Here is a 20,519-nt window from a genome sequence, read left to right on the forward strand (position 1 = left end):
TTCCGAGCAATCAAGGGCCCCGGTTTCGCCGGGGCTCTTTTTTGTCTGACTATCATTGAGCTGTCCGGGTGGAACGCTTAGAAGGCACCAGATCGGCCATAAAGCACAGCTGTGAGACCTTCCATGCACTACACCCCCGCCCCGCGCGATCCCAAGGCCGAGCCCGTCCGCATCAACCTGCTGTCGGACACCCAGACCCGCCCGACGCCAGCGATGCGCGAGGCGATGGCGCGCGCGGAGGTCGGCGATGAGCAGATCGGCGACGACCCGACGGTCAATCTGCTCTGCGAGCGCGTGGCCGACCTGCTGGGCAAGGAGGCCGCGGTGTTCATGCCGTCAGGCACCATGTGCAACGTCGCGGCGACGCTGTCGCATTGCCGGCCGGGCGACGAAATCCTCGCCCATGTCAGTGCGCACATCATCGCCCGCGAGGGTGGCGCGCACGCCGCCCTCGGCGGATTCCAGATCACGCCGCTGGCGGGCGACGACGGGCAATTCACGCCCGAGACCTTTCGCGCAGCGCTGCACCCGCGCTCGCGCTACCAGCCGCCGCAGACCGTGGTCAGTGTCGAGCAGACCGCCAATATCGGCGGCGGCACGATCTGGAAAAAGACCGCGCTGGATGAAATCGTTGAGATCGCCAGGGCGAACGGGCTGATCACCCATATGGACGGCGCGCGGCTGTTGAACGCCTGCGTCGCTACCGGGACATCGGCAAGCGACATGGCGGCGGGGTGGGATTCCGCCTGGATCGATTTTTCCAAGGGCCTCGGCGCCCCGATCGGCGGCGTCATCGCCGGATCGCGCGCCTTTGTCGACGACGTCTGGCGCTGGAAGCAGCGGCTCGGCGGATCGATGCGGCAGGCCGGCATTTGCGCCGCCGCATGCGTATATGCACTCGACCATCACGTCGACCGCCTCGCCGACGATCACGCCAATGCGCGCGCGCTGGCGCGCGGATTGGCGCAAATCAGCGGCATCGAAGTGCAGCAACCCGAGACCAATCTGGTGTTCTTCAAACCTGACGGCGCCGGCGTCAGCGGCGAAGCCATGGTCGCGGCCCTGCGCAGGCGCGGCGTGCTGCTGGCGATGATGGACGGCCGCATCCGCGCCTGCACCCATCTTGACGTCAGCGCCGGCATGATCGAGGAGACGGTCGGGCTGGTGCGCGAGATCGCGCGTGGGGCCAAGGCCACGCACCGCCTGGCGGTAGGCATCAATCTCCAGTTGTGACCGCGCGCGCCTGCCACAGCGTGCTGGCCAGCAGGAGATAGGTTGCCCCCGTCCACATCGCCTGCCAGTTGTAAGGCCCTTCGTTGAGCATGATGTAGACCGCCGCCAAAACAAACAATCCTGCGAACACCGCCTCGGCGAGCGGCCGGGACCCGGTCCTTGGACGGTTGAGGAATGCCAGCGTCCAGAACGGCACCACCGCCATGGTCATGGCGGCGAATGGGAAATCGCGCCAGCGCGCGTCGAAAACGAGGCCAAGGGCAATTTGCGCCGCAATCACCGTCATCACGATCAGCGCAAATCCGAGCATGTTGGTCAGGAACAACGGCGTGCGGATCTTTTCCGGCCCCAATACGTCCAGAACCACTGGAAGCGGACGCCCCGACATCAGGGCCACCGTTGACAGCAACGGTGCAGTTGTTGCCGCGGCCAGTAGCAGACTGTGAACCAACCAGCCGCCCGCTCCATACCCCTCGTAGAATAGCTTTTCGGCGCTTAGGCCAAACAAGATCCCAACGAGGGACGCAGACGCCGCGACCGCAATCCAGGCCGCCGATCGCGGGGGCGTCAGCCGCCCTCTTGACGTCAGCAGCGCTGTTGCGAACACGCAGGTGCAGAGAAGCATTCCGCCCGCCATCTGCAGCCTCCATGACGGATGGTTGCTGATTGCCGCGCCGGCCGGATACTTCGGCTTGCGTTCCGTTCCGTCAAACAAACCCCAATAACCGCCCACCGTTCCTTCCCACCGGCGCTTCCACGGCTCGTCGTAAGCCTCGAACAGATTGACGCGAAAATTATCCCGTCTCGCCCGATCGAGAATTTCCGACACGAAACGCGCCTGGTGGATGCGGGACGGCAAGGCGGCCGCGCGCATCCGGCCGTGACTCGGCCACCCGGTTTCGCCGATTCGAATCTCCTTGCCCGGAAAGGCGGCCGCCACTTGCCTGCGGATGCCATCGACATGCGCGGCCGCGTCCTCGGCGCGGGGCGGAAAGTCTTCCCAATAGGGCAGAAAATGAATGGTGACGAAATCGACGTCGGCGCCTACCTCCGGGTGGCGTAGCCAGAATTCCCAGACATCGGCGTAGGTCACCGGCACCTCCACGCGCGGCTTGACCGAACGTAGGATTTGCCGGAGGTCGGACGCGATCATCTCTCCCCGCAACAGCACTTCGCTGCCGACGATGATCGCTGTGATGACCCCCGGATGAGCCTCGGCCAGCGCGACCGCGATATCGATGAGGAGAGCATTCTTGGCGCGATCGCGCCCGATCCAGACCCCGAGCAGAACTGTCAATCCGAACTCGGACGCAAGCTCAGGCACTTTGTCCAGTCCGTTGTCGACGGAATAGGTACGAATGCACTTGGATATCTTGGCAAGCTCGCGCAGGTCCTCCGCGATCTGTTCCCGGCTGACGATCAGCGCCGGATCGTGCGGCGTCTGATCGTTGCGGAACGGCGCGTAGGAAATACATTCCAGCTTCGCTGCGGCGTCGATCGGCGCACGCGTCAGCGTCACCGGCGTGGCCATCCACCACCACACCGCAGCAATCACACCCAGAGAGACGACGAAGAGCGCCAGCGGCGTACGAAACCCGATTGGTCCGGCTCCATTATGGCACCAAACCGCCTGTATAACCGCGTGCCGGAAGCGTGTCGATCTGGCGCCGCTACAATTGCGCCGGCCTACGCAAAAAGTGATATTCTACTGTTGCGAGTGCGACGCTTCAGACAACGGATCAAACCGACCATCGGCAAGTGAGGCGACGACCTTGAAGCGAGCTTTCACAAGATTTTCCCGCCGCCAGTTTGCCAGCATCGTGGGCTGGTCCGCCCTCGGGGCATCGATGCTGCCGGTTGGACCCGGCCTCGCTCAATCTGGCCCGGAAATCGGTTTGCGAGATCGGAGCGCTCGGTCAGGTTTTCCGGATGGCTTTGTATGGGGGACGGCGACCTCATCCTACCAGGTCGAGGGGGCTGTCGACAAAGACGGCCGGGGCCCGTCGATCTGGGACCGTTTCGCTCACACGCCTGGGGCCATCGCCGATCAAAGCACTGCAGACACTGCGACCGACCACTATCATCTTTACAAGGAAGACGTTCGGTTGATGAAGTCTCTGGGAGCAAGGGCCTATCGATTCTCGATCGCGTGGCCGCGCGTGTTCCCGGAAGGCGTCGGCTCGCCAAATCCAAAAGGCCTCGACTTCTACAACCGACTTTTGGACGAACTGTCGGCGCATGGCATCGCGCCGTATGCCACCCTGTATCACTGGGACCTGCCGCAGGCGCTTCAGGACCGCTTCGGCGGTTGGACCTCCCGCGATACCGCCAAGGCATTTGCGGACTACGCCGCCTATGTCGCGGAGCGTTTGAGCGACCGTGTGAAGCATTTCTTTACGATCAACGAATGCGCCAGGCTCGTTCAGCTCGGCCATGGCACTGGCGCCGATGCGCCGGGCCTCAAATTGTCCCAGGCAGGTCTGAATCAGGTCCGTCACCACGTTGCACTTGGGCACGGCCTCGCGGTGCAAGCCGTCAGGGCCCATGGACGCGCCGGCACCAGGGTCGGCCCGGCGGAGAACGCCGTAAGTTGCATCCCCGCGATCGAAACGCCGGCCAATGTCCGGGCAGCCGAGATGGCGACGCGCGAGCTCAATGCCGGTTATTTGACCGTGATGATGGAGGGAAAATACACCGATGCATATCTCACGCAGGCTGGCAGGGATGCTCCTGACCATACCGCCGAGGATCTACGCGTCATTTCATCGCCGGTCGATTTTGTCGGCCTGAATATCTACACCCCTGACCACTATGTCGTCGCCGCCGACAATGAACGCGGCTTCGCGCTGGCGCCGTTTCCTGCCTCGTTTCCCCGCATGAAAGCGACCTGGCTCAGGCCCGGTCCGGAGACCATGTATTGGGTGCCGCGTCACGTCGCCAGGCTATGGAATGTGAAGTCGATCTATATTACCGAGAACGGGACCTCAGGGAGCGACCAGCCGGCTGCCGATGGCACCGTCTATGACGTCGACCGTATCATGTTTCTTCGGAACTACCTGACGCAGTTGCAGCGCGCCACCGCCGAGGGCGTGCCCATCGGCGGATACTTCCTGTGGAGTCTGATGGATAACTTTGAATGGTCGGACGGATTTGAACAGCGCTTCGGCCTCTACCACGTCGACTTCGAAACCAAGCGCCGCACTGCCAAGCTAAGCGCGTCCTTCTATCGCGAGACGATCGCGAGAAATGCCGTGGCGTAGCCCGACGATCGTCAAGGCTTGCGCGATCCCCTGCCCATCGCTTCATAGATCAGCGTTTTCAGCGCCAGCTGAATTCGTCCCCCTTCCGAGGGGGCCTGCACCATGAAGACGACGAACATATCTTCGCCGGGAGCGACAAAGAAGAACGAGCCGCCGGCACCGTCCCAGCGATACTCGCCGAGCGGCCACGATGTGCCTGGCGGCGCCTGGTTACGCACGGCAAAGCCAAGGCCGAAGCCGCTGGTTGGGCCCGGAAAGTAGAATGGGTCAAGCAATATCCCGGTTTCCGGCCCGACCTGATCCGATGTCATCGACGCAACCGTCTCGGACTTGAGGTAACGCCTGCCCTCCAGCGCGCCTCCGTTCAGCAGCATCTGCAGGAAGCGGGCGTAGTCCTGCACCGTTCCGACCATGCCCGCGCCGCCGGATTCCCAGCGCCGCGGCAATGTCGGGGTAGTGATCCCCGCTATCCGGCGACCAAAGTGGATTCGCTCCCCGAAACGATCCCTTGGCAATGGCTCGGCGAGCCGTGGCCATTTCGCCTTGGGGACATAGAATCCGGTATCGGGCATGACCAGCGGATCGAACAGCCTTTGCTTCTCGAACTGAAACAGCGTCTGCCCCGACGCCACCTCGACGACGCGCCCCAGCACGTCGGTCGAATGGCCATAATCCCAGCGCGTTCCGGGCTGGTCGGCGAGCGGCAGCCTCGCGATCCGATCGGCGAATTCGGCATTGTCGAAATCGCCATTGTACAAGTCCGGATTCGCATAGCGTTTTCGCACCGCGGTTTCGCCGAAAAACCCGTAAGTGATGCCGGAGGTGTGCCGAAGCAGGTCCCTGATCGTGATTGGACGCCGCAGCGGCTCGAGCTTGAGCGGCGGCTCGCCGGCCTCGTCGGAAAGATCGACGCCCACTTTTGCGTCGGCAAAGGCCGGAATGTATTTCGAGACGGAATCGTCGAGCGACAACTTGCCGTCGTCAACCAGCATCATCGCCGCGACCGAGGAAATGGCCTTTGACATCGAATAGATCTGGAAGATGGTATCCGGCGTCATCCGCTGTTTGGTGGCGACGCTCCGCACGCCGAAACTTTCAAGATAGACCGGCTTGCCGTGCTGCTGGATCAGAAGGACCGCGCCGGGAATCTTGCCGGTCACCACCTCATTGCGGACGTAGTCGCCGATCCGATCGAGGCCCGGGCGTGAGAAACTTGCGGCCGGCGCCCGGGTTTCGGCCTGCGCCTTGTGCGGCGAGAGGTCGAGGAAAAGCAGCGCCAGCGTCGCCGCAACGAGGCTGCCGGTGGCGCGGTCAGTTCTCCAGCGCTTCATAGACCAATTGCTTCAGCGTCCGTTGGACTCGCTGGCGCTCCGTAGGGGTCTGCTCCAGCACCACGAAGAACATCTCCTGCTTGCGATCGACCACCATATAGCAGCCGCTGGCACCGTCCCATTTCAGCTCGCCGAGCGATCCCGGCGGCGGCGGCTTCGCGTTACCGGGATCGGTGCGCACCGCAAATCCTAGCCCCATGCCGAAACCGTCACCGGGAAAATAGAAATAATCCCGCGCAACGCCGGAGTCCTTGCCGGTGTGGTCCGATGTCATGAGTTTGAACGTATTCGGGCTGAGATAGGTCCTGCCCTCGAACGTGCCGCCATTGAGCAGCATCTGCGCAAACTTTGAGAAATCTGCCATGGTCGAGACCATGCCACCGCTGGCGGATTCCCACTTCTGTCGAACTTCGGTCCTGTACAGGCGACCGACCCGGAAATCACTGTCGTTTGGCAATGGCTGGGCGAGCCGCTGCAGCCTCTCCGGTTCCGTGACGAAGAAGCCGGTGTCAGTCATGCCGAGCGGGTCGAACAGCTTTTCCTTTTCGATCTCGAGCAATGATTTGCCGGACACGATCTCCATGATCCGGGCCAGGATGTCGGTGGAATGGCCGTATTGCCAGAGCGCGCCCGGCTGGTTGTGCAGCGGCAGCCTGGCAATCCGCTCGGCGAATTCGGCGAGGTCGAATTCGCCCGCATAGAGATTGGCCTCCTTGTAGGCCTTGCGAACCAGGCTGTCGCCATAGAAGCCATAAGTGATGCCGGAGGTATGGCGCATCAGGTCGAGAACGGTAATGGGCCTGGTCAGCGGCACCAGCTCGAGCGTCTTGGTGCCGTCCTCTGCCTTCTTCTCCTCACCGACCTTCATGTTTGCGAAGGAGGGAATGTATTTCGAGACCGGATCGTCGAGCTTGATCTTGCCGTCCTCGATCAACTGCATCGCCACCACGGAAGTGATCACCTTGGTCAGCGAAGACAGGCGGAAGATGGTCTTGTCGGTAATCGGCGCCTTGGACACCACGTCCTGCACGCCGAAGGTTTGGTGAAACACCGTTTTGCCGCGCTGGTGGATCAGGACATTGGCGCCGGCAATCTTTCCGGTCGCCACCTCGTTCCTGAAAAACTCGGTGATTTTCGCAAGCCTGTCCTGATTAAAACGCGCGCCGGCGGGGATGTCGAACGTACCGTGGGCGCGTACCGCTGGCGCTGCCGCCAGCATCAGCGCGCCGCAAACCAGCGCGCCCCGCAATCGACGTGAATTCATTGGAGCCCTCCGGAATTCGCCCAGGCAGTGTAGCGGCGACCTATCAGCCGGCACAAGGGCTGCCAAACAACGCCGCGCGCAGCGCGCGCCGGCGATCTCGGGAGAATGACCTGTGTCGCGTAAGGCACCAACGGCACAGCGTTTGCCGACCCGGCAATCAGAATTTTCCCGGCCTCCCTAGAATTGCAGAGGCAGGGAGTGTGCCGATCTCAGATTGTTGCTGCCGCTGAGCTCGACCGCCTGGTCTGCCGCGCTGACAGCGGCGTCAGCGCACAACGTGGTGACGGCGACAATGACTACCCACCCGCCCAAGCGGGCTGGCGCGCGGCGAGAGTCAGGCTGAGGCCGCCGAGTTGACGGTGATACCCTTGTCGGCGAGCAACTGCTGCAATTCGCCGGCCTGGAACATTTCGCGGATGATGTCGCAGCCGCCGACGAACTCACCCTTGACATAGAGCTGCGGAATGGTCGGCCAGTTCGAATAGCTCTTGATCCCGTCGCGCAGGTCGGCGGATTCCAGGACGTTGAGGCCCTTATAGCCGATGCCGACGTGATCCAGGATCTGCACCACCTGGCCCGAAAAGCCGCACTGCGGAAACTGCGGCGTGCCCTTCATGAACAGCACGACGTCGTTCGACTTCACTTCGTTGTCGATGAATTGCTCGATGCTCATATTCGATTCCTTCTGGCACCCCGCCGCTTCGCCTGACCGGCCCGGGCGTTCCCGTGATATCAGATTATGGTCATATATGTACCCCAAACCGTTGAGCATCCAAAGCAAAATGGGAGGCGCAGCTTCCCCCGCTGATGGCCGCCGATGCACCGGCGGCATCGATAAAGTAGCCCGTGAGGGCTTTTTTCCCGGAACCAAGCCTCTATCTAGGACAGATTGCCCGTCCGGAACCAGTTTGCCCGAACAAGCGTTCTCTCCCTCGACTGGAGCCACTAGTGACGAAATCCGTATCCGCCGCCTCGCTTGCCTCCCCCGATCTATCGCCCTCGTCCGATTCCGGCGCCCTCGCCCAGAAGCTTGTAGACGCCTATCTGGCGGTCCGGAACGAGACCGAGCGCCGGGCCGCGCCCCTGAGCGCCGAGGACCAGCTGATCCAGTCGATGCCGGACGCAAGCCCGGCAAAATGGCATCGCGCCCATACCACGTGGTTCTTCGAGCAGTTCCTGTTGGGCGAACATTGCGAGGGCTACCGGCCCTTCCATCCCGACTACGCGTTTCTATTCAATTCCTACTACGTGAGTGCCGGGCCGCGGCATGCCCGCCACCAGCGCGGCCATCTCACGCGGCCTGGTGCCGAGGAAATCACCGCCTATCGTCAGCATGTCGACGCCGCCGTGGTGAGGTTGTTCAAGAGCCTCGGCGAGGAACGTCTCGCCCAATTGACGCCGCTGGTCGAAGTCGGCCTCAACCACGAGCAGCAACATCAGGAACTGATGCTGACAGACATCCTGCACGCTTTCGCGCAAAATCCGATCCCGCCGGCCTACGATCCGTCGTGGCGCTTGCCGGCGACGAATCGCAACGGCGGGGAATGGCTTACTCTCAACGAGGGCATCCACACTCTCGGACATGCCGACGACAGCTTCCATTTCGACAATGAAAAGCCCGCGCACCGCGCGCTGGTAGGGCCAGTCAGGCTCGCCCGCGACCTCGTGAGCAATGCCGAATGGCTGTCGTTCATGAATGATGATGGATATGGCTCGCCCGCGCTGTGGCTGATGGACGGTTTTGCCGCCGTCACCAGCGAGGGCTGGCGGGCGCCCGGTCACTGGCGTCAGGTCGATGGCGAATGGCGGGTCATGACGCTCGGTGGCTTGCAGCCAATCGACCCTGCGGCGCCGGTCAGCCATGTCAGTTACTATGAGGCGGACGCGTTTGCGCGCTGGGCCGGTCGTCACTTGCCGACCGAAATGGAGTGGGAAGTGGCCGCCCGCGCCGGTCAGCTCAACGACGCCTTCGGCATCGTATGGCAGTGGACCCGCAGCGCCTACGCGCCCTATCCGGGGTACCGGGCCATCGAGGGCGCGCTCGGGGAGTACAACGGCAAGTTCATGATAAACCAGATGGTGCTCCGCGGCTCCTCACATGCAACTGCGCCCGGTCACAGCCGTATCACCTACCGCAACTTCTTCTACCCGCACCACCGCTGGCAATTCACGGGGTTACGCCTCGCCGATTACGCCTGACCCAACCCGTGATGAAGGCGCGCCGGCAAGCGCGTTCTGGAGAGTATCATGAATGTGCATGCCCCTGCCTTAGCCCGAGCGCATGAGTTCGACGCGCAGACTCAGGTCTTCGCCAGCGATGTGATCGGCGGCCTGTCTCAATTTCCCAAGCGGCTGTCGCCGAAGTATTTCTACGATGCAGCGGGTTCGGAGCTGTTCGAGCAGATCACGGTTCTGCCGGAGTATTACCCGACCCGCACCGAACTGGGTATTTTGCGCAGCCGCGGCGACGCGATCGCAGGTACATTTCCGGAAGGCGCCGCGCTGGTGGAGTTCGGCGCCGGCGCAAGCACCAAGGTCCGGCTGCTGCTGGAGCGTAGCGGATTCGGCGCTTACGTCCCGGTCGATATTTCCGGCGACTTCCTGAAAGCGCAGGCCAGCGGCTTGCGTGCGGATTTCCCCGATCTGGACGTTTATCCGGTCGCCGCCGACTTCACCTCTTCGTTCGCGCTGCCGGACCAAGTCGCCGGAATGCCAAAGGTTGGCTTCTTCCCGGGATCCACGCTCGGCAATTTCGAGCCGCAGGAAGCGCGGGCTTTCCTGCGGAGCGCGCGCGACATTCTGGGCCGTGGCGCGCAGATGATCGTCGGCGTCGATCTCGAGAAGAACGAGCGCGTACTCTATGATGCCTATAACGACGCCGCCGGCGTCACCGCGAGATTCAATCTCAATGTGCTGGTGCGCATAAACCGTGAACTCGGCGCAAATTTCGACGTATCCGCCTTCATGCACCGCTCCATCTACAATCGCGAGCAGCATCGGATCGAGATGCACCTGATCGCCAGGAAAGCGCAGACGGTACGCATTCTCGGGCGGGTTTTTTCATTTCGTCCCGGCGAAAGCATCCATACCGAATCCAGCTACAAGTACAGCCTCGAGCGCTTCACGGACTTGGTCCGCGGCTCCGGCTGGTCGGTGCGGTACTCCTGGACTGATCAGGATCGGATGTTTTCGGTTCACGCGCTGGTGGCATCCGACTGAACAGTCGCCTGATAGCTGCTGCGAGCCAAGCCGGCCCCGCCTGATTGCCGGTCAGGTCTTGGCTCCCGACTTCCCGCGCGCTGCCATCAGCCGTCGATTTGCGAAGATCCGGTGAGACGGAAACACCCAGTCGTCGGACAACCGCCCGGCGCCGAGCAACCAGGCGTGGATGATTCGCCACTTGTCCTGTCCGCGGGCCTGGAAATCCAGGAGCGGAGACTCGGTATCCTCAAGTTCATGAAAGAACTTCAACGAGTCTTTTCCGGTCGGCCCACCCGACTCGATCGCCTGTGACGAAATCCATTGGTCCCAGGCCGCGATAACCAACACTCTTGCTTCACTTTGCTTCATAGGCGCGCATTCCCAGCCACGGAGTCCGTGGGCACTGAGTGATCGCGCTGGTCGACCGGTGAGCCAGGTGCCGCGCCGCCGAGCGTTAACGCACCTTGACCGGTCGACTATACCCAAACTTTCTTAACGAATCTTCATTCTTTATCCATTTCGCCGGCAATTCGCTGCGTCCCCGCTATCGTTTCTTCTTCGAAACGTCCCAATTTTGACGCGGAGCCAGGCCAGTGTTCTTGGCTTGGCTAGGGGCGCGTTCGTGTCAGGGGATTCAGTAATGGGGAACGCCTATCCAGCGCCCGGCAACGGCAAGCCTTCCAAGCCTTTTTCCGGGTCGTCGCCCGCTGCCCCGGAACAAGATGCCGGCCATGGCAGCAAGAGCAATGCCGAGCAGCCGTCGCTGCTTGAGGAGAATGCCAGGCTCCGGGCACTGGTGGTGAAACTTTCCGAACTCGTCCTCAGAGGTGTCGTCGATCAGCAACGCCGGCCGCAATCGCTGCCGACATTGCAACCTGCCGGGGATTAGAGAGGCCCGTCTATTCGGGCGGACCTGACCGCAGCGAGATCGACTCCCACGCCGCGACGGCGATCAAGATCGCGGTGGTGAGGATCGACAGCATCAGCGGGGACAGCCCGCCGGCGAACCAGGCGAGCGCGGCGAGCGCGAAGATGCCCGCGCCGTGCGAGAGCTGGAGATAGCCGCGAAAGCTCTGCTTGAAGAGGATCGTTCCGAACAGGAACAGCAGGGGGCCCCCGATCGCGCTCAGCACCGTCTTGGGATCGGATTGCCCGGTCGGGTTCTTGATGACCAGTTCGTCCGCTACGGCGGTGACGATGATGCCGGCCACGATCGGCATATGGAGATAGGTGTAGGCAAGCCGCGCCAGCCTGCCTGGCTGACTCGACCTGGAAAGCCGTTGCAGGCCGGCATCCGCCCCCCTGTGAAAGTAGATCCACCACATGGCGAGACTGCCGACAAACGCGGACGTGAACGCCAGAACGTTTTCGGTGGTCCAGGTCAGCTTGGCGAAGGTCGCGCCGGTCACGAGGATGGATTCGCCGAGCGCGATGATGATGAACAGCGCGCACCGTTCGGCTATGTGGCTGCCTTCGATTTTCCAGTCCTCAACCGATGACGCGCCGTAACCGGGGATCCAGAACCCGACCGCGAGGGAGATGTACTCGATCGCGAGCGCGATGGCCCAAAGCGCCAGCCGCGACTGGCCCTCGGCCAGTCCGCCGCTGATCCAGAATACGGCCGATGTCGAAAGCCAGGCGGCGATCCGGATGGCATTCATGCGAGCTCCGGAACGCGACGGCGGCGTCGAGATGAACAGAAAAACCGTCTTACCGACCTGCATCGCAACGTAGGCGATGGCGAACCACAATCCGCGCCCGTCAAACGCCGCCGGGATCGATGTCGACAGCACCAGCCCGCCAAGCATCATCGCAAACAGCAGGAGCCGGACCGGGGTTTTTTCGGGATCGAGCCAATTGGTTACCCATGTGGTGAAGACCCAGACCCACCACACCGCGAGGAACAGCAGCGTGACCTGCAACGCGCCGAGCAGGGTGAAATGTTCGAGCAGCGTGTGCGATATCTGCGTGACGGCGAACACGAAGACCAGATCGAAGAACAGCTCCGAATAGCTGGCGCTGTTTTGCTGGTTCGGCTCGATCTTGCGAAGCATCTCACCGTTTGCATCACCCGTCATCGGTGCTCCGCTGCCGCGCCCGCTCGCGGACTAACGCAAAGGGTCTCCGGGCCCGCCCGGCACCCCGGTCTGCAACGCCAGCGCGTGCAGCACGCCGCCCATTTGTCCCTTCAGCGACGCGTAGACGATCTGGTGCTGCTGAACGCGCGACTTGCCACGGAAGGATTCCGAGATGACGGTCGCGGCATAATGGTCGCCGTCACCTGCGAGATCGCGGATCGTCACCTCGGCATCAGGGATAGCTGCCTTGATCATCGATTCGATATCGTGGGCATCCATCGGCATCCAGCATATCTCCATCAGGTGTTTCGAATCAGCGCCGGGCGCACGCCGCCGACAGGGGCAAACCTAACGCTTACACCCTTCTGGGTCACGCCTTACAGCCCTATATTCGGGCCCGACCGCTCCATTCGCAACACCGATACCCGCCGGATCACGGCCGGCTGACGGAAAAATGAGGTTTAGACCATGAATACTCCCGGTCCCGACCATCCGATCACAATCACGGTAAACCCGCAGCGCGTCCGGGTTTCGGCCAACGGCGTGGTCATCGCCGACACCACCGATGCGCTGACCCTCAAGGAAGCAAGCTATCCGGCAGTACAATATGTTCCTCGCAAGGACGCCAACATGGCGCTGCTGACCCGGACTGAGCGAATCACCCACTGCCCATACAAGGGGGATGCGAATTATTTCAGCATCAACGCCAACGGCAAGATCATCGAAAATTCGATCTGGACCTATGAAACTCCCTTCCCGCAGATGGCCGGGATAGCCGGCCGTCTGGCGTTCTATCCGGACAAGGTGACGATCGAGGAACTGCAGTGAGCGACCGATCCCAGGAGTTGACTGCACGGACGCGCGCTGCGTCATAAGACGTACTGAAAGATTTGCTGAGTCGGGTTCCCGCTGCGATATTTGACACAGTAGTCTGGCTGGGGGGCGCGCATGACATCGATTTCCGCCGTGGGACCAACCGACGCGGGTGCATTGCCGAAGGCCGGGTCACGAAACCTTTCGCTGGATCGGGCCCGCACCTTCCTGACGCTGGTGGTGCTGCTGCACCACGCCGTCATCCCCTATACCTATTTCGGTCACACCGATCCGAAGTACTTTTTCGGCTTCGACATGATCGTGCTCGCCACCGACAGTTTCTTCATGGCGATGTTCTTTTTTCTGTCCGGCCTGTTCGTCTGGCCGGGTATCGCCCGGAAGGGACCGGCGAATTATCTGGCCGACCGCCTGCTGCGGCTTGGCCTGCCGTTCGTGGTCTGCGCGTTCACGGTCATTCCGCTCGCCTATTACGCCATCTCGCTGCGGGACCATCCCGAAATCGGCTTTTCGGACTTTTGGTGGAATATGGTCACCAAGGGACCATGGCCGAGCGGACCGATCTGGTTTCTCTGGGTCTTGTTTGCCTTCGACCTGATCGCCTGCCTGCTGTACCGGCTGTCGCCCCATCTGCTCGACCCCATCAATCGCCTCTCGCTGCACGGTCGCCGCCGGCCCGCGGTGTTCTTCGCGGTCATGCTTGCCGTGACCGCCGCGTTCTATATCCCCGGGCTGGTCCATTACGGACCAAGCAGCTGGCTTGAGCTGGGGCCGTTCTCGGTCCAACGCGGGCGAGTGATGCTCTATGCCAGCTACTTCTTTTTCGGCGCCGGTATCGGCGTCGCGCTATTGGATCGCGGGCTGCTCGCTGCGGATGGCCGGATGGCGAAGGTAAGCTGGGACTGGATGGTGCTGGCGATCGTTCCGTATTGCCTGTTGTGGGTTCTGATCTTTATCAAGCGCGAAATCCTGGGAAACCCCTCGCCATTGCCGGACTGGTACGAAGCGCTCTATGCCATCTGCTTCACGATCTTCAGCGTGGCCGTCATGTTTCTGATCCTGGCCTTTTTCCAGAGGTTCAGGCAATCCGGCACCGCCAGGCTGCTCGATCCGATGCAGGCGGATGCCTACGGCATGTTCCTGGTTCACTACCCGATTGCGCTCTGGCTGCAATACTGGCTGTTCGACTACGACCTTCCGGCCATCGCCAAGGCCACGATCGGTTTCGTTCTGACCATCGCGCTCAGTTGGGCCTTGACGCGGGCGTTGCGGCAGATTCCGGGCGCAACAAGGGTGCTTTGAAATCTACGGCCGTCATTCCGGGGCGATGCGCAGCATCGAACTATGGTGCGCAATTGCGCACCTGAGAATCTCGAGATTCCCCGATGCGCAATGGCGCATCTGAGGTCTGGTCCTTCGGACCATCCCGGAATGACGACAACCTTACGACGCCTTGCCGTTCATATAGGCCGGCAACCAGCGCTCGAAGGCCGCGCTAAGCGAACTCACCGAAACCGGCGTTTCGCCGGCCACCGCGATCGCATCTCCGCCTGTCGTGCCGATCCGCGCGCAGGGCACGCCGGCGCCCTTCATTTTCGCCAGCACCAGGCCGGCGTCCGCCGTCGCTACGGTCACGACGTAGCGGCCCTGGTCTTCGCCGAACCACCAGGCATGCGGCACGATCGAGCCTGGCGACGCCAACAGCTGCGCGCCGATGCCGCCGGCGATCGCCATTTCGGCCAGCGCGATCAGCAACCCGCCGTCGGAGACGTCGTGCACCGCGGTGGCGGTGCCGGCATGAATCATGCCCCGCACCACGTCGCCATTGCGCTTCTCGGCGGCGAGATCGACCGGCGGCGGCGCGCCTTCCTCGCGGCCGCAGAGGTCGCGCAGATAGACCGACTGCCCGAGCCAGCCTTGGGTATCGCCGATCAACAGGATGGCCTCACCCGCCGCCTTGAACGCCAGCGTCGCCGACTTTGTGAAATCGTCGAGCAGGCCGACGCCGCCGATCGAAGGCGTCGGCAGGATGCCGCGGCCGTTGGTCTCGTTGTAGAGCGAGACGTTGCCCGACACGACGGGGAAGTCGAGCGCGCGGCAGGCTTCGGAAATACCCTTCAGGCAACCGACGAACTGGCCCATGATCTCGGGGCGTTCCGGATTTCCGAAGTTCAGATTGTCGGTGATCGCCAGCGGCCGGCCGCCGACCGCGGTGATGTTCCGCCAGGCTTCAGCGACGGCCTGCTTGCCGCCCTCGAACGGGTCGGCCTCGCAATAGCGCGGTGTTACGTCCACGGTTAGCGCGAGCCCCTTTGGCCCGTCCTCGACACGCACCACCGCGGCGTCGCCGCCCGGACGCTGCACGGTGTTGCCGAGAATGACGTGATCGTATTGCTCCCAGACCCAGCGCTTCGAGCACAGTTCCGGCGTGGCGATGAGTTTCTCCAGCGCCGCCGGGATGCCGAGCGGTGCCTTCACCTCGCGCGCATGCACCACCGGCAATGGCGCGGAGGCGACATGCGGGCGGTCGTACAACGGCGCCTCGTCGCCCAGCTCCTTGATCGGCAGGTCGGCCATGACGTCGCCGCCATGCCTGACCACGAAACGCTTGCTCGGCGTAGTGTAGCCGACCACGGCGAAATCCAGCCCCCATTTCTTGAAGATCGCCTCGGCCTGTTTTTCCTTCTCAGGCTTCAGCACCATCAGCATGCGCTCCTGGCTTTCCGAGAGCATCATCTCGTAGGCGCTCATGCCGGTTTCCCGCGTCGGCACAGAATCGAGATCAAGATCGACGCCGAGATCGCCCTTGGCGCCCATCTCGACCGCCGAACAAGTCAGCCCGGCCGCACCCATGTCCTGGATCGCGATCACACAATCGGCCGCCATGATTTCGAGGCAGGCTTCCAGCAACAGCTTTTCCGCAAAGGGATCGCCGACCTGCACGGTCGGCCGCTTCTCGGCCGAATCGTCGTCGAATTCGGCCGACGCCATCGACGCGCCGTGAATGCCGTCGCGCCCGGTCTTGGAGCCGAGATAGACGATCGGCATGTTCACGCCGGATGCCGCCGCGTAAAAGATCTTGTCGGTGTCGGCCAGCCCGACCGCCATCGCGTTGACGAGAATGTTGCCGTCATAGCGGGTGTGGAAACGCACCTGTCCGCCGACCGTCGGCACGCCAAAGGAATTGCCGTAGCCGCCGACGCCGGCGACGACGCCCGACACCAAATGACGCGTCTTGGGATGTTCGGGGGCGCCAAACGACAGCGCGTTGAGGCAGGCGATGGGCCGCGCACCCATGGTGAACACGTCGCGCAAGATGCCGCCGACGCCGGTGGTGGCGCCCTGATAGGGCTCGATGTAACTCGGGTGGTTGTGGCTCTCCATCTTGAACACCACCGCCTGGCCGTCGCCGATGTCGATGACGCCGGCGTTCTCGCCCGGCCCCTGGATCACCCACGGCGCCTTGGTCGGCAGTCCGCGCAGATGGATGCGCGAGGACTTGTACGAGCAATGCTCGTTCCACATCGCCGAGAAAATCCCCAGTTCCGTGAAGCTCGGCACCCGCCCGATCAGCTTGAGGATGCGCTCATACTCGTCAGGCTTCAGCCCGTGGCTGGCGACGAGTTCGGGGGTGATCCGGGGTTCGTTCATGGCTCTCTTCTTAGGAACATCGGCAGCGGGCGAAAAGGCCTTTTAGGGCGCATTTCCGCCCTGTCCAGAGCTTTGCGGGGGAGCCTTGCGGGATCGGCGTTTGCACATCGCGCCCGGATCAGATTTAAGGGCGGAAACACCGATTTGAAGGGCTGCTTTTCGTGAACGAACTTGCCAAGAATGCCTTCCACCAGCGCCCGGATCTGCACGTCGAAACCGAAGGTGAATTCAAGGGCTGGCGGACCTGGACCGGCGACAGCTTCGAGGCCCATAACGGGCCGTTCTGGCACCGCATGGACGAAAACGGCCGCGTCCTATGCGCGTTCCGGGTCGAGAAGAAACACCTCAACGGCATGCGCAACGTCCATGGCGGCTGCTTCATGTCGTTCGCCGATTATTGCCTGTTCGCGACCGCCTCCTCGGTGCTGGAGGGACCCGGCGTGACGGTGTCGTTCGCCTGCGAGTTTCTCGACGCCGCGCGCGAGGGCGAACTGGTGGAGGGGGTCGGCGAGATCACCCGCGCCGGCGGTTCGCTGATCTTCCTCCGCGGCCTGCTCAAATCGGGCGAGCGCTCGCTGTTCAGCTTCTCCGGAACCATCAAGCGCGTGAAGTGGAAGCAGCCCCGGGACGCAGCCGCCGTTGCCAGCTAGCAGCCCTCCCCTGGTTCATCGCAGCTGGCGCGACTATGCATTGCTGCTGGCGCTGGCGTGCTGCTGGAGTTCGACCTATCCCTTGACCAAGATCGGCCTCGGCTCGATCCCGCCGATCACCTTCATCTCCGCGCGCTCGCTGATCGCCGCGGGCTTTCTCTTGGTGATCCTGCGCCTGCGCGGGGTGCGGATTCCGACCGACGCCAAGGCCTGGAAGCTGTTCGCCCAGCAACAGACCATCAATTCGACGTTTCCGTTTCTGCTGATCACCTGGGCGCAGCAATACGTCGCGGCCGCACCCACCGTAGTGCTGGCCTCGACCACGCCGATTTTTGCCTTTCTCATCACCTGGGGCATCACGCGGCACGAGCCGGCCACGCTGTTGAAGTTTGCCGGCGCGATCCTGGGCCTGGCCGGTACTGCCGTGATCATCGGCCTTGACGCGCTCGCGGCGCTCGACAGCGATATCTTTGCCGAGATCGTCATTTTGCTCGCGACCATCTCGTTTGCCTGCGCCACCATTTTCGGGATGCGTCTGACCGACTATGACCCGATGGTGGTCGCCGCGGGTTCGCTATTGTTCGGTGGGCTGATCCTGCTGCCGGCGGCGCTGATCGTCGATCAGCCCTGGACCTTGCGGCCCACGCGCGAGGCGCTGGTCGCCACCGCCGTCATGGGCATCTTCTCCAGCGCGCTCGGCCTGATGCTGTTCTACATGTGCCTCGCCCGGCTCGGCACGCTGACCACCAACGCGCAGGGCTATCTGCGGATCCCGATCGGCGTCGGCCTGTCGGTGCTGCTGCTCGGGGAGAGCGTGCCGCCGAACCTGGCGCTCGGCCTCGTCCTGGTCATGGCCGGCGTCGCCGCCATGACCATTCCGGGCGACCGCTATGGCAAGTGGATGGCATGGCTGCGGGGCAAATCCGGAGACTGAGGTCTCGAATAGCTTCGTGCCACTTCAACTCGGGCGCACGCGGCCGGCTTCACGCCGCCTTTTCCAGATGCGCGACCAGGCCGGCGAACAGGCCGCGGCCGTCGGTGCAGCCCATGATGTCTTCGACGTGGTTCTCGGGATGCGGCATCATGCCGAGCACGTTGCCGCGCGCGCTGACGATGCCGGCGATCGAATGCGCGGCGCCGTTGATGTTGGAGGCCTCGTCGACGACGCCATCGGCCGAGCAGTAACGATAGAGCACCCGCCCCTCGTCCTCGAGCCGCTGCACCGTCTCCTCATCGGCTTCGTAATTGCCTTCGCCATGGGCGACCGGCACGCGAATGACCTGGCCAGCGTTGTAGCCGCGCGTGAACGGCGTGTCGGAGCGTTCGACCCGCAGATGCACGTCCTTGCAGATGAACTTCAGCCGCGCGTTGCGCATCAACACGCCGGGCAGCAAGCCCGATTCGCACAGGATCTGGAAACCGTTGCAGACGCCAAGCACGAGCCCGCCGTCAGCGGCGAACTTGCGCACCGCGTCCATGACAGGCGAACGCGCCGCGATCGCGCCGCAGCGCAGATAGTCGCCGTAGGAAAACCCGCCGGGCACCACCACGAGGTCGGTTCCCTTCGGCAGCGCGGTCTCGGCATGCCAGACCATCGCCGCGTCCCGGCCGGAGGCGAGCTTCAACGCCCGCGCCATGTCGCGCTCGCGATTGATTCCGGGAAAGACGAGAACGGCGGATTTCATGGTAGGCACGCCTAGAGCAGTTCAACCCTGTAGTTTTCGATCACCGTATTCGCCAGCAGCTTGTCGGCGGCATCCTTCAGCGCCGCCTCGGCCTTGGCCCGGTCGGCGCCCGACAGTTCGATGTCGAACACCTTGCCCTGGCGCACGCTGGCTACGCCATCGACGCCGAGCGATTTCAGCGCACCTTCGATGGCCTTGCCCTGCGGGTCGAGAATGCCTGACTTCAGGGTAACGGTGACGCGTGCCTTCACGGTTGACCTCAGCTCTTCACCAGCACCGGGCCGGTGCCGGCCGGCCGCTCGTTCTCCATCAGGATGCCCAGCCGCCTTGCCACCTCGGTATAGGCTTCCAGTAGGCCGCCGAGATCGCGGCGGAAACGGTCCTTGTCGAGCTTCTCGTTCGACTTGATGTCCCAGAGCCGGCAGGAGTCCGGCGAGATCTCGTCGGCGACGATGATCCGCATCATGTCATTTTCGAACAGCCGGCCGCATTCCATCTTGAAGTCGACCAGGCGGATGCCGATGCCGAGGAACAGCCCGGTGAGGAAGTCGTTGACGCGGATGGCGAGCGCCATGATGTCGTCGATTTCCTGCGGCGTCGCCCAGCCGAACGCGGTGATGTGCTCTTCGGACACCATGGGGTCGTTGAGCTGGTCGTTCTTGTAATAGAACTCGATGATCGAGCGCGGCAGCTGCGTGCCCTCCTCGATGCCGAGGCGCTGCGACAGCGATCCCGCCGCCACATTACGCACCACCACTTCCAGCGGCACGATCTCGACCTCGCGAATCAACTGCTCGCGCATGTTGAGGCGGCGGATGAAATGCGTCGGCACCCCGATGTCGTTGAGGTGCTGAAACAGGTACTCCGAAATCCGGTTGTTGAGGACGCCCTTGCCCTCGATCACCTGGTGTTTCTTGGCGTTGAACGCGGTCGCGTCGTCCTTGAAGTGCTGGATCAGGGTTCCCGGCTCCGGGCCTTCATAGAGGACCTTGGCCTTGCCTTCATAAATGCGGCGTCGACGGCTCATTGGGATGTACCGTGTTTTGTTGAAATCCATGAATCTGGTGTGCTCCGGATGACAAGGGGACTACGACCACGACGGAGCTGTCGTGAAGGCCAGATCCCGACCTAACGACCGGAAACAGAACAAGAACCTCGCCTGCCCGCAACCTATCCGATTGGCCGATCCAGCACAATCGACCCGGCCGGGTTGGGCCCAATTTAAACCAGTTGCCCTGCGGCTGAACGGCCCGTTGTCTAACCGATTCGTCCCCTCTATCTAGGTAGTCGATCGGGCCACGACAACGCGGCCCCGTTTACCATTTGGCCGGAACT

At 62.7% G+C, this 20,519-nt stretch carries 20 protein-coding genes; 9 read left to right on the forward strand and 11 right to left on the reverse strand.

Annotated features, from left to right (window positions below; translation table 11 throughout):
- Positions 1-123: 123 nt before the first annotated feature.
- Positions 124-1,233, forward strand: a complete 1,110-nt coding sequence (locus Q0D31_RS13735) for a threonine aldolase family protein (RefSeq protein WP_291851562.1) — start codon at positions 124-126, stop codon at positions 1,231-1,233.
- On the opposite strand, the gene Q0D31_RS13740 is transcribed toward Q0D31_RS13735, so the two are convergent.
- Positions 1,217-2,764, reverse strand: coding sequence for a beta-(1-6) glucans synthase (locus tag Q0D31_RS13740; protein ID WP_291851565.1), 1,548 nt, complete (start codon positions 2,762-2,764; stop codon positions 1,217-1,219). The two genes, Q0D31_RS13735 and Q0D31_RS13740, sit on opposite strands and share 17 nt — an antisense overlap.
- 241 nt (positions 2,765-3,005) lie before the next feature.
- Between Q0D31_RS13740 and Q0D31_RS13745 the strand changes: the two genes are divergently transcribed.
- Positions 3,006-4,493: a GH1 family beta-glucosidase gene (locus tag Q0D31_RS13745; protein WP_291851966.1), complete on the forward strand. Its 1,488-nt coding sequence runs from the start codon at positions 3,006-3,008 to the stop codon at positions 4,491-4,493.
- 11 nt (positions 4,494-4,504) lie between these two features.
- Here Q0D31_RS13745 and Q0D31_RS13750 read toward each other — a convergent pair whose 3' ends face one another.
- The 3 genes from Q0D31_RS13750 to grxD form a co-directional block, all read right to left on the reverse strand.
- Positions 4,505-5,824, reverse strand: coding sequence for a serine hydrolase domain-containing protein (locus Q0D31_RS13750; protein WP_291851568.1), 1,320 nt, complete (start codon positions 5,822-5,824; stop codon positions 4,505-4,507).
- On the reverse strand, positions 5,805-7,088 hold the full coding sequence (locus Q0D31_RS13755) for a serine hydrolase domain-containing protein (protein ID WP_291851571.1): 1,284 nt from the start codon (positions 7,086-7,088) through the stop codon (positions 5,805-5,807). The genes Q0D31_RS13750 and Q0D31_RS13755 overlap by 20 nt, the downstream gene beginning before the upstream one ends.
- A 334-nt stretch (positions 7,089-7,422) precedes the next feature.
- On the reverse strand, positions 7,423-7,761 hold the full coding sequence (gene grxD / locus Q0D31_RS13760) for a Grx4 family monothiol glutaredoxin (protein WP_291851574.1): 339 nt from the start codon (positions 7,759-7,761) through the stop codon (positions 7,423-7,425).
- 275 nt (positions 7,762-8,036) lie between these two features.
- Here grxD and egtB point away from each other — a divergent pair, with 275 nt between their 5' ends.
- Both egtB and egtD read left to right on the forward strand, forming a co-directional pair.
- The gene (gene egtB / locus Q0D31_RS13765) at positions 8,037-9,287 is read left to right on the forward strand and encodes an ergothioneine biosynthesis protein EgtB (RefSeq protein ID WP_291851578.1); all 1,251 of its coding nucleotides are present in this window, start codon (positions 8,037-8,039) and stop codon (positions 9,285-9,287) included.
- A gap of 48 nt (positions 9,288-9,335) precedes the next feature.
- Positions 9,336-10,307 (forward strand): L-histidine N(alpha)-methyltransferase, encoded by a 972-nt coding sequence (gene egtD, locus Q0D31_RS13770; RefSeq protein ID WP_291851583.1) that lies wholly within the window; start codon positions 9,336-9,338, stop codon positions 10,305-10,307.
- Between the two features lie 51 nt (positions 10,308-10,358).
- Here egtD and Q0D31_RS13775 read toward each other — a convergent pair whose 3' ends face one another.
- Positions 10,359-10,559 carry a hypothetical protein gene (locus Q0D31_RS13775; RefSeq protein WP_291851586.1) on the reverse strand — a complete coding sequence of 67 codons (201 nt, stop codon included), beginning with the start codon at positions 10,557-10,559 and terminating at the stop codon, positions 10,359-10,361.
- 370 nt (positions 10,560-10,929) lie between these two features.
- On the opposite strand from Q0D31_RS13775, the gene Q0D31_RS13780 reads away from it, so the two are divergent.
- A complete protein-coding gene (locus Q0D31_RS13780; RefSeq protein WP_291851589.1) occupies positions 10,930-11,178 on the forward strand; it encodes a hypothetical protein in 249 nt (82 codons plus the stop codon).
- Positions 11,179-11,188: 10 nt separating this feature from the next.
- On the opposite strand, the gene Q0D31_RS13785 is transcribed toward Q0D31_RS13780, so the two are convergent.
- Complete coding sequence (locus Q0D31_RS13785; protein WP_291851592.1) at positions 11,189-12,367, reverse strand: low temperature requirement protein A; 1,179 nt, start codon at positions 12,365-12,367, stop codon at positions 11,189-11,191.
- A 30-nt stretch (positions 12,368-12,397) separates the two neighbouring features.
- Positions 12,398-12,652: a BolA family protein gene (locus tag Q0D31_RS13790; RefSeq protein ID WP_291851594.1), complete on the reverse strand. Its 255-nt coding sequence runs from the start codon at positions 12,650-12,652 to the stop codon at positions 12,398-12,400.
- 183 nt (positions 12,653-12,835) lie between these two features.
- On the opposite strand from Q0D31_RS13790, the gene Q0D31_RS13795 reads away from it, so the two are divergent.
- Positions 12,836-13,195, forward strand: coding sequence for a DUF427 domain-containing protein (locus Q0D31_RS13795; protein WP_291851597.1), 360 nt, complete (start codon positions 12,836-12,838; stop codon positions 13,193-13,195).
- 120 nt (positions 13,196-13,315) lie between these two features.
- On the forward strand, positions 13,316-14,500 hold the full coding sequence (locus Q0D31_RS13800; RefSeq protein ID WP_291851600.1) for an acyltransferase: 1,185 nt from the start codon (positions 13,316-13,318) through the stop codon (positions 14,498-14,500).
- A 141-nt stretch (positions 14,501-14,641) separates the two neighbouring features.
- Here the strand turns inward: Q0D31_RS13800 and purL are convergent, their stop codons facing one another.
- Entirely contained in the window at positions 14,642-16,849 is a 2,208-nt protein-coding gene (gene purL / locus Q0D31_RS13805) for a phosphoribosylformylglycinamidine synthase subunit PurL (protein WP_291851603.1), read from the reverse strand.
- Positions 16,850-17,010: 161 nt separating this feature from the next.
- Between purL and Q0D31_RS13810 the strand changes: the two genes are divergently transcribed.
- Together Q0D31_RS13810 and Q0D31_RS13815 are read left to right on the forward strand one after the other, a co-directional pair.
- Positions 17,011-17,499, forward strand: a complete 489-nt coding sequence (locus Q0D31_RS13810; RefSeq protein WP_291851606.1) for a PaaI family thioesterase — start codon at positions 17,011-17,013, stop codon at positions 17,497-17,499.
- Positions 17,489-18,433, forward strand: a complete 945-nt coding sequence (locus Q0D31_RS13815; RefSeq protein WP_291851609.1) for an EamA family transporter — start codon at positions 17,489-17,491, stop codon at positions 18,431-18,433. The genes Q0D31_RS13810 and Q0D31_RS13815 overlap by 11 nt, the downstream gene beginning before the upstream one ends.
- Positions 18,434-18,482: 49 nt before the next feature.
- Here Q0D31_RS13815 and purQ read toward each other — a convergent pair whose 3' ends face one another.
- Genes purQ through purC form a run of 3 tightly spaced genes read right to left on the reverse strand, consistent with a single transcriptional unit; the run spans position 18,483 to position 20,211 of the window.
- Positions 18,483-19,184 carry a phosphoribosylformylglycinamidine synthase subunit PurQ gene (purQ, locus tag Q0D31_RS13820; RefSeq protein ID WP_291851612.1) on the reverse strand — a complete coding sequence of 234 codons (702 nt, stop codon included), beginning with the start codon at positions 19,182-19,184 and terminating at the stop codon, positions 18,483-18,485.
- A gap of 11 nt (positions 19,185-19,195) precedes the next feature.
- Positions 19,196-19,435 carry a phosphoribosylformylglycinamidine synthase subunit PurS gene (gene purS, locus Q0D31_RS13825; RefSeq protein WP_247516393.1) on the reverse strand — a complete coding sequence of 80 codons (240 nt, stop codon included), beginning with the start codon at positions 19,433-19,435 and terminating at the stop codon, positions 19,196-19,198.
- A gap of 8 nt (positions 19,436-19,443) precedes the next feature.
- Positions 19,444-20,211, reverse strand: a complete 768-nt coding sequence (gene purC / locus Q0D31_RS13830) for a phosphoribosylaminoimidazolesuccinocarboxamide synthase (protein ID WP_291851622.1) — start codon at positions 20,209-20,211, stop codon at positions 19,444-19,446.
- Between the last annotated feature and the right edge of the window lie 308 nt (positions 20,212-20,519).

The sequence above is a fragment of the Bradyrhizobium sp. genome (assembly GCF_022844465.1).
In the GTDB taxonomy this organism is placed as follows: Bacteria; Pseudomonadota; Alphaproteobacteria; order Rhizobiales; family Xanthobacteraceae; genus Bradyrhizobium.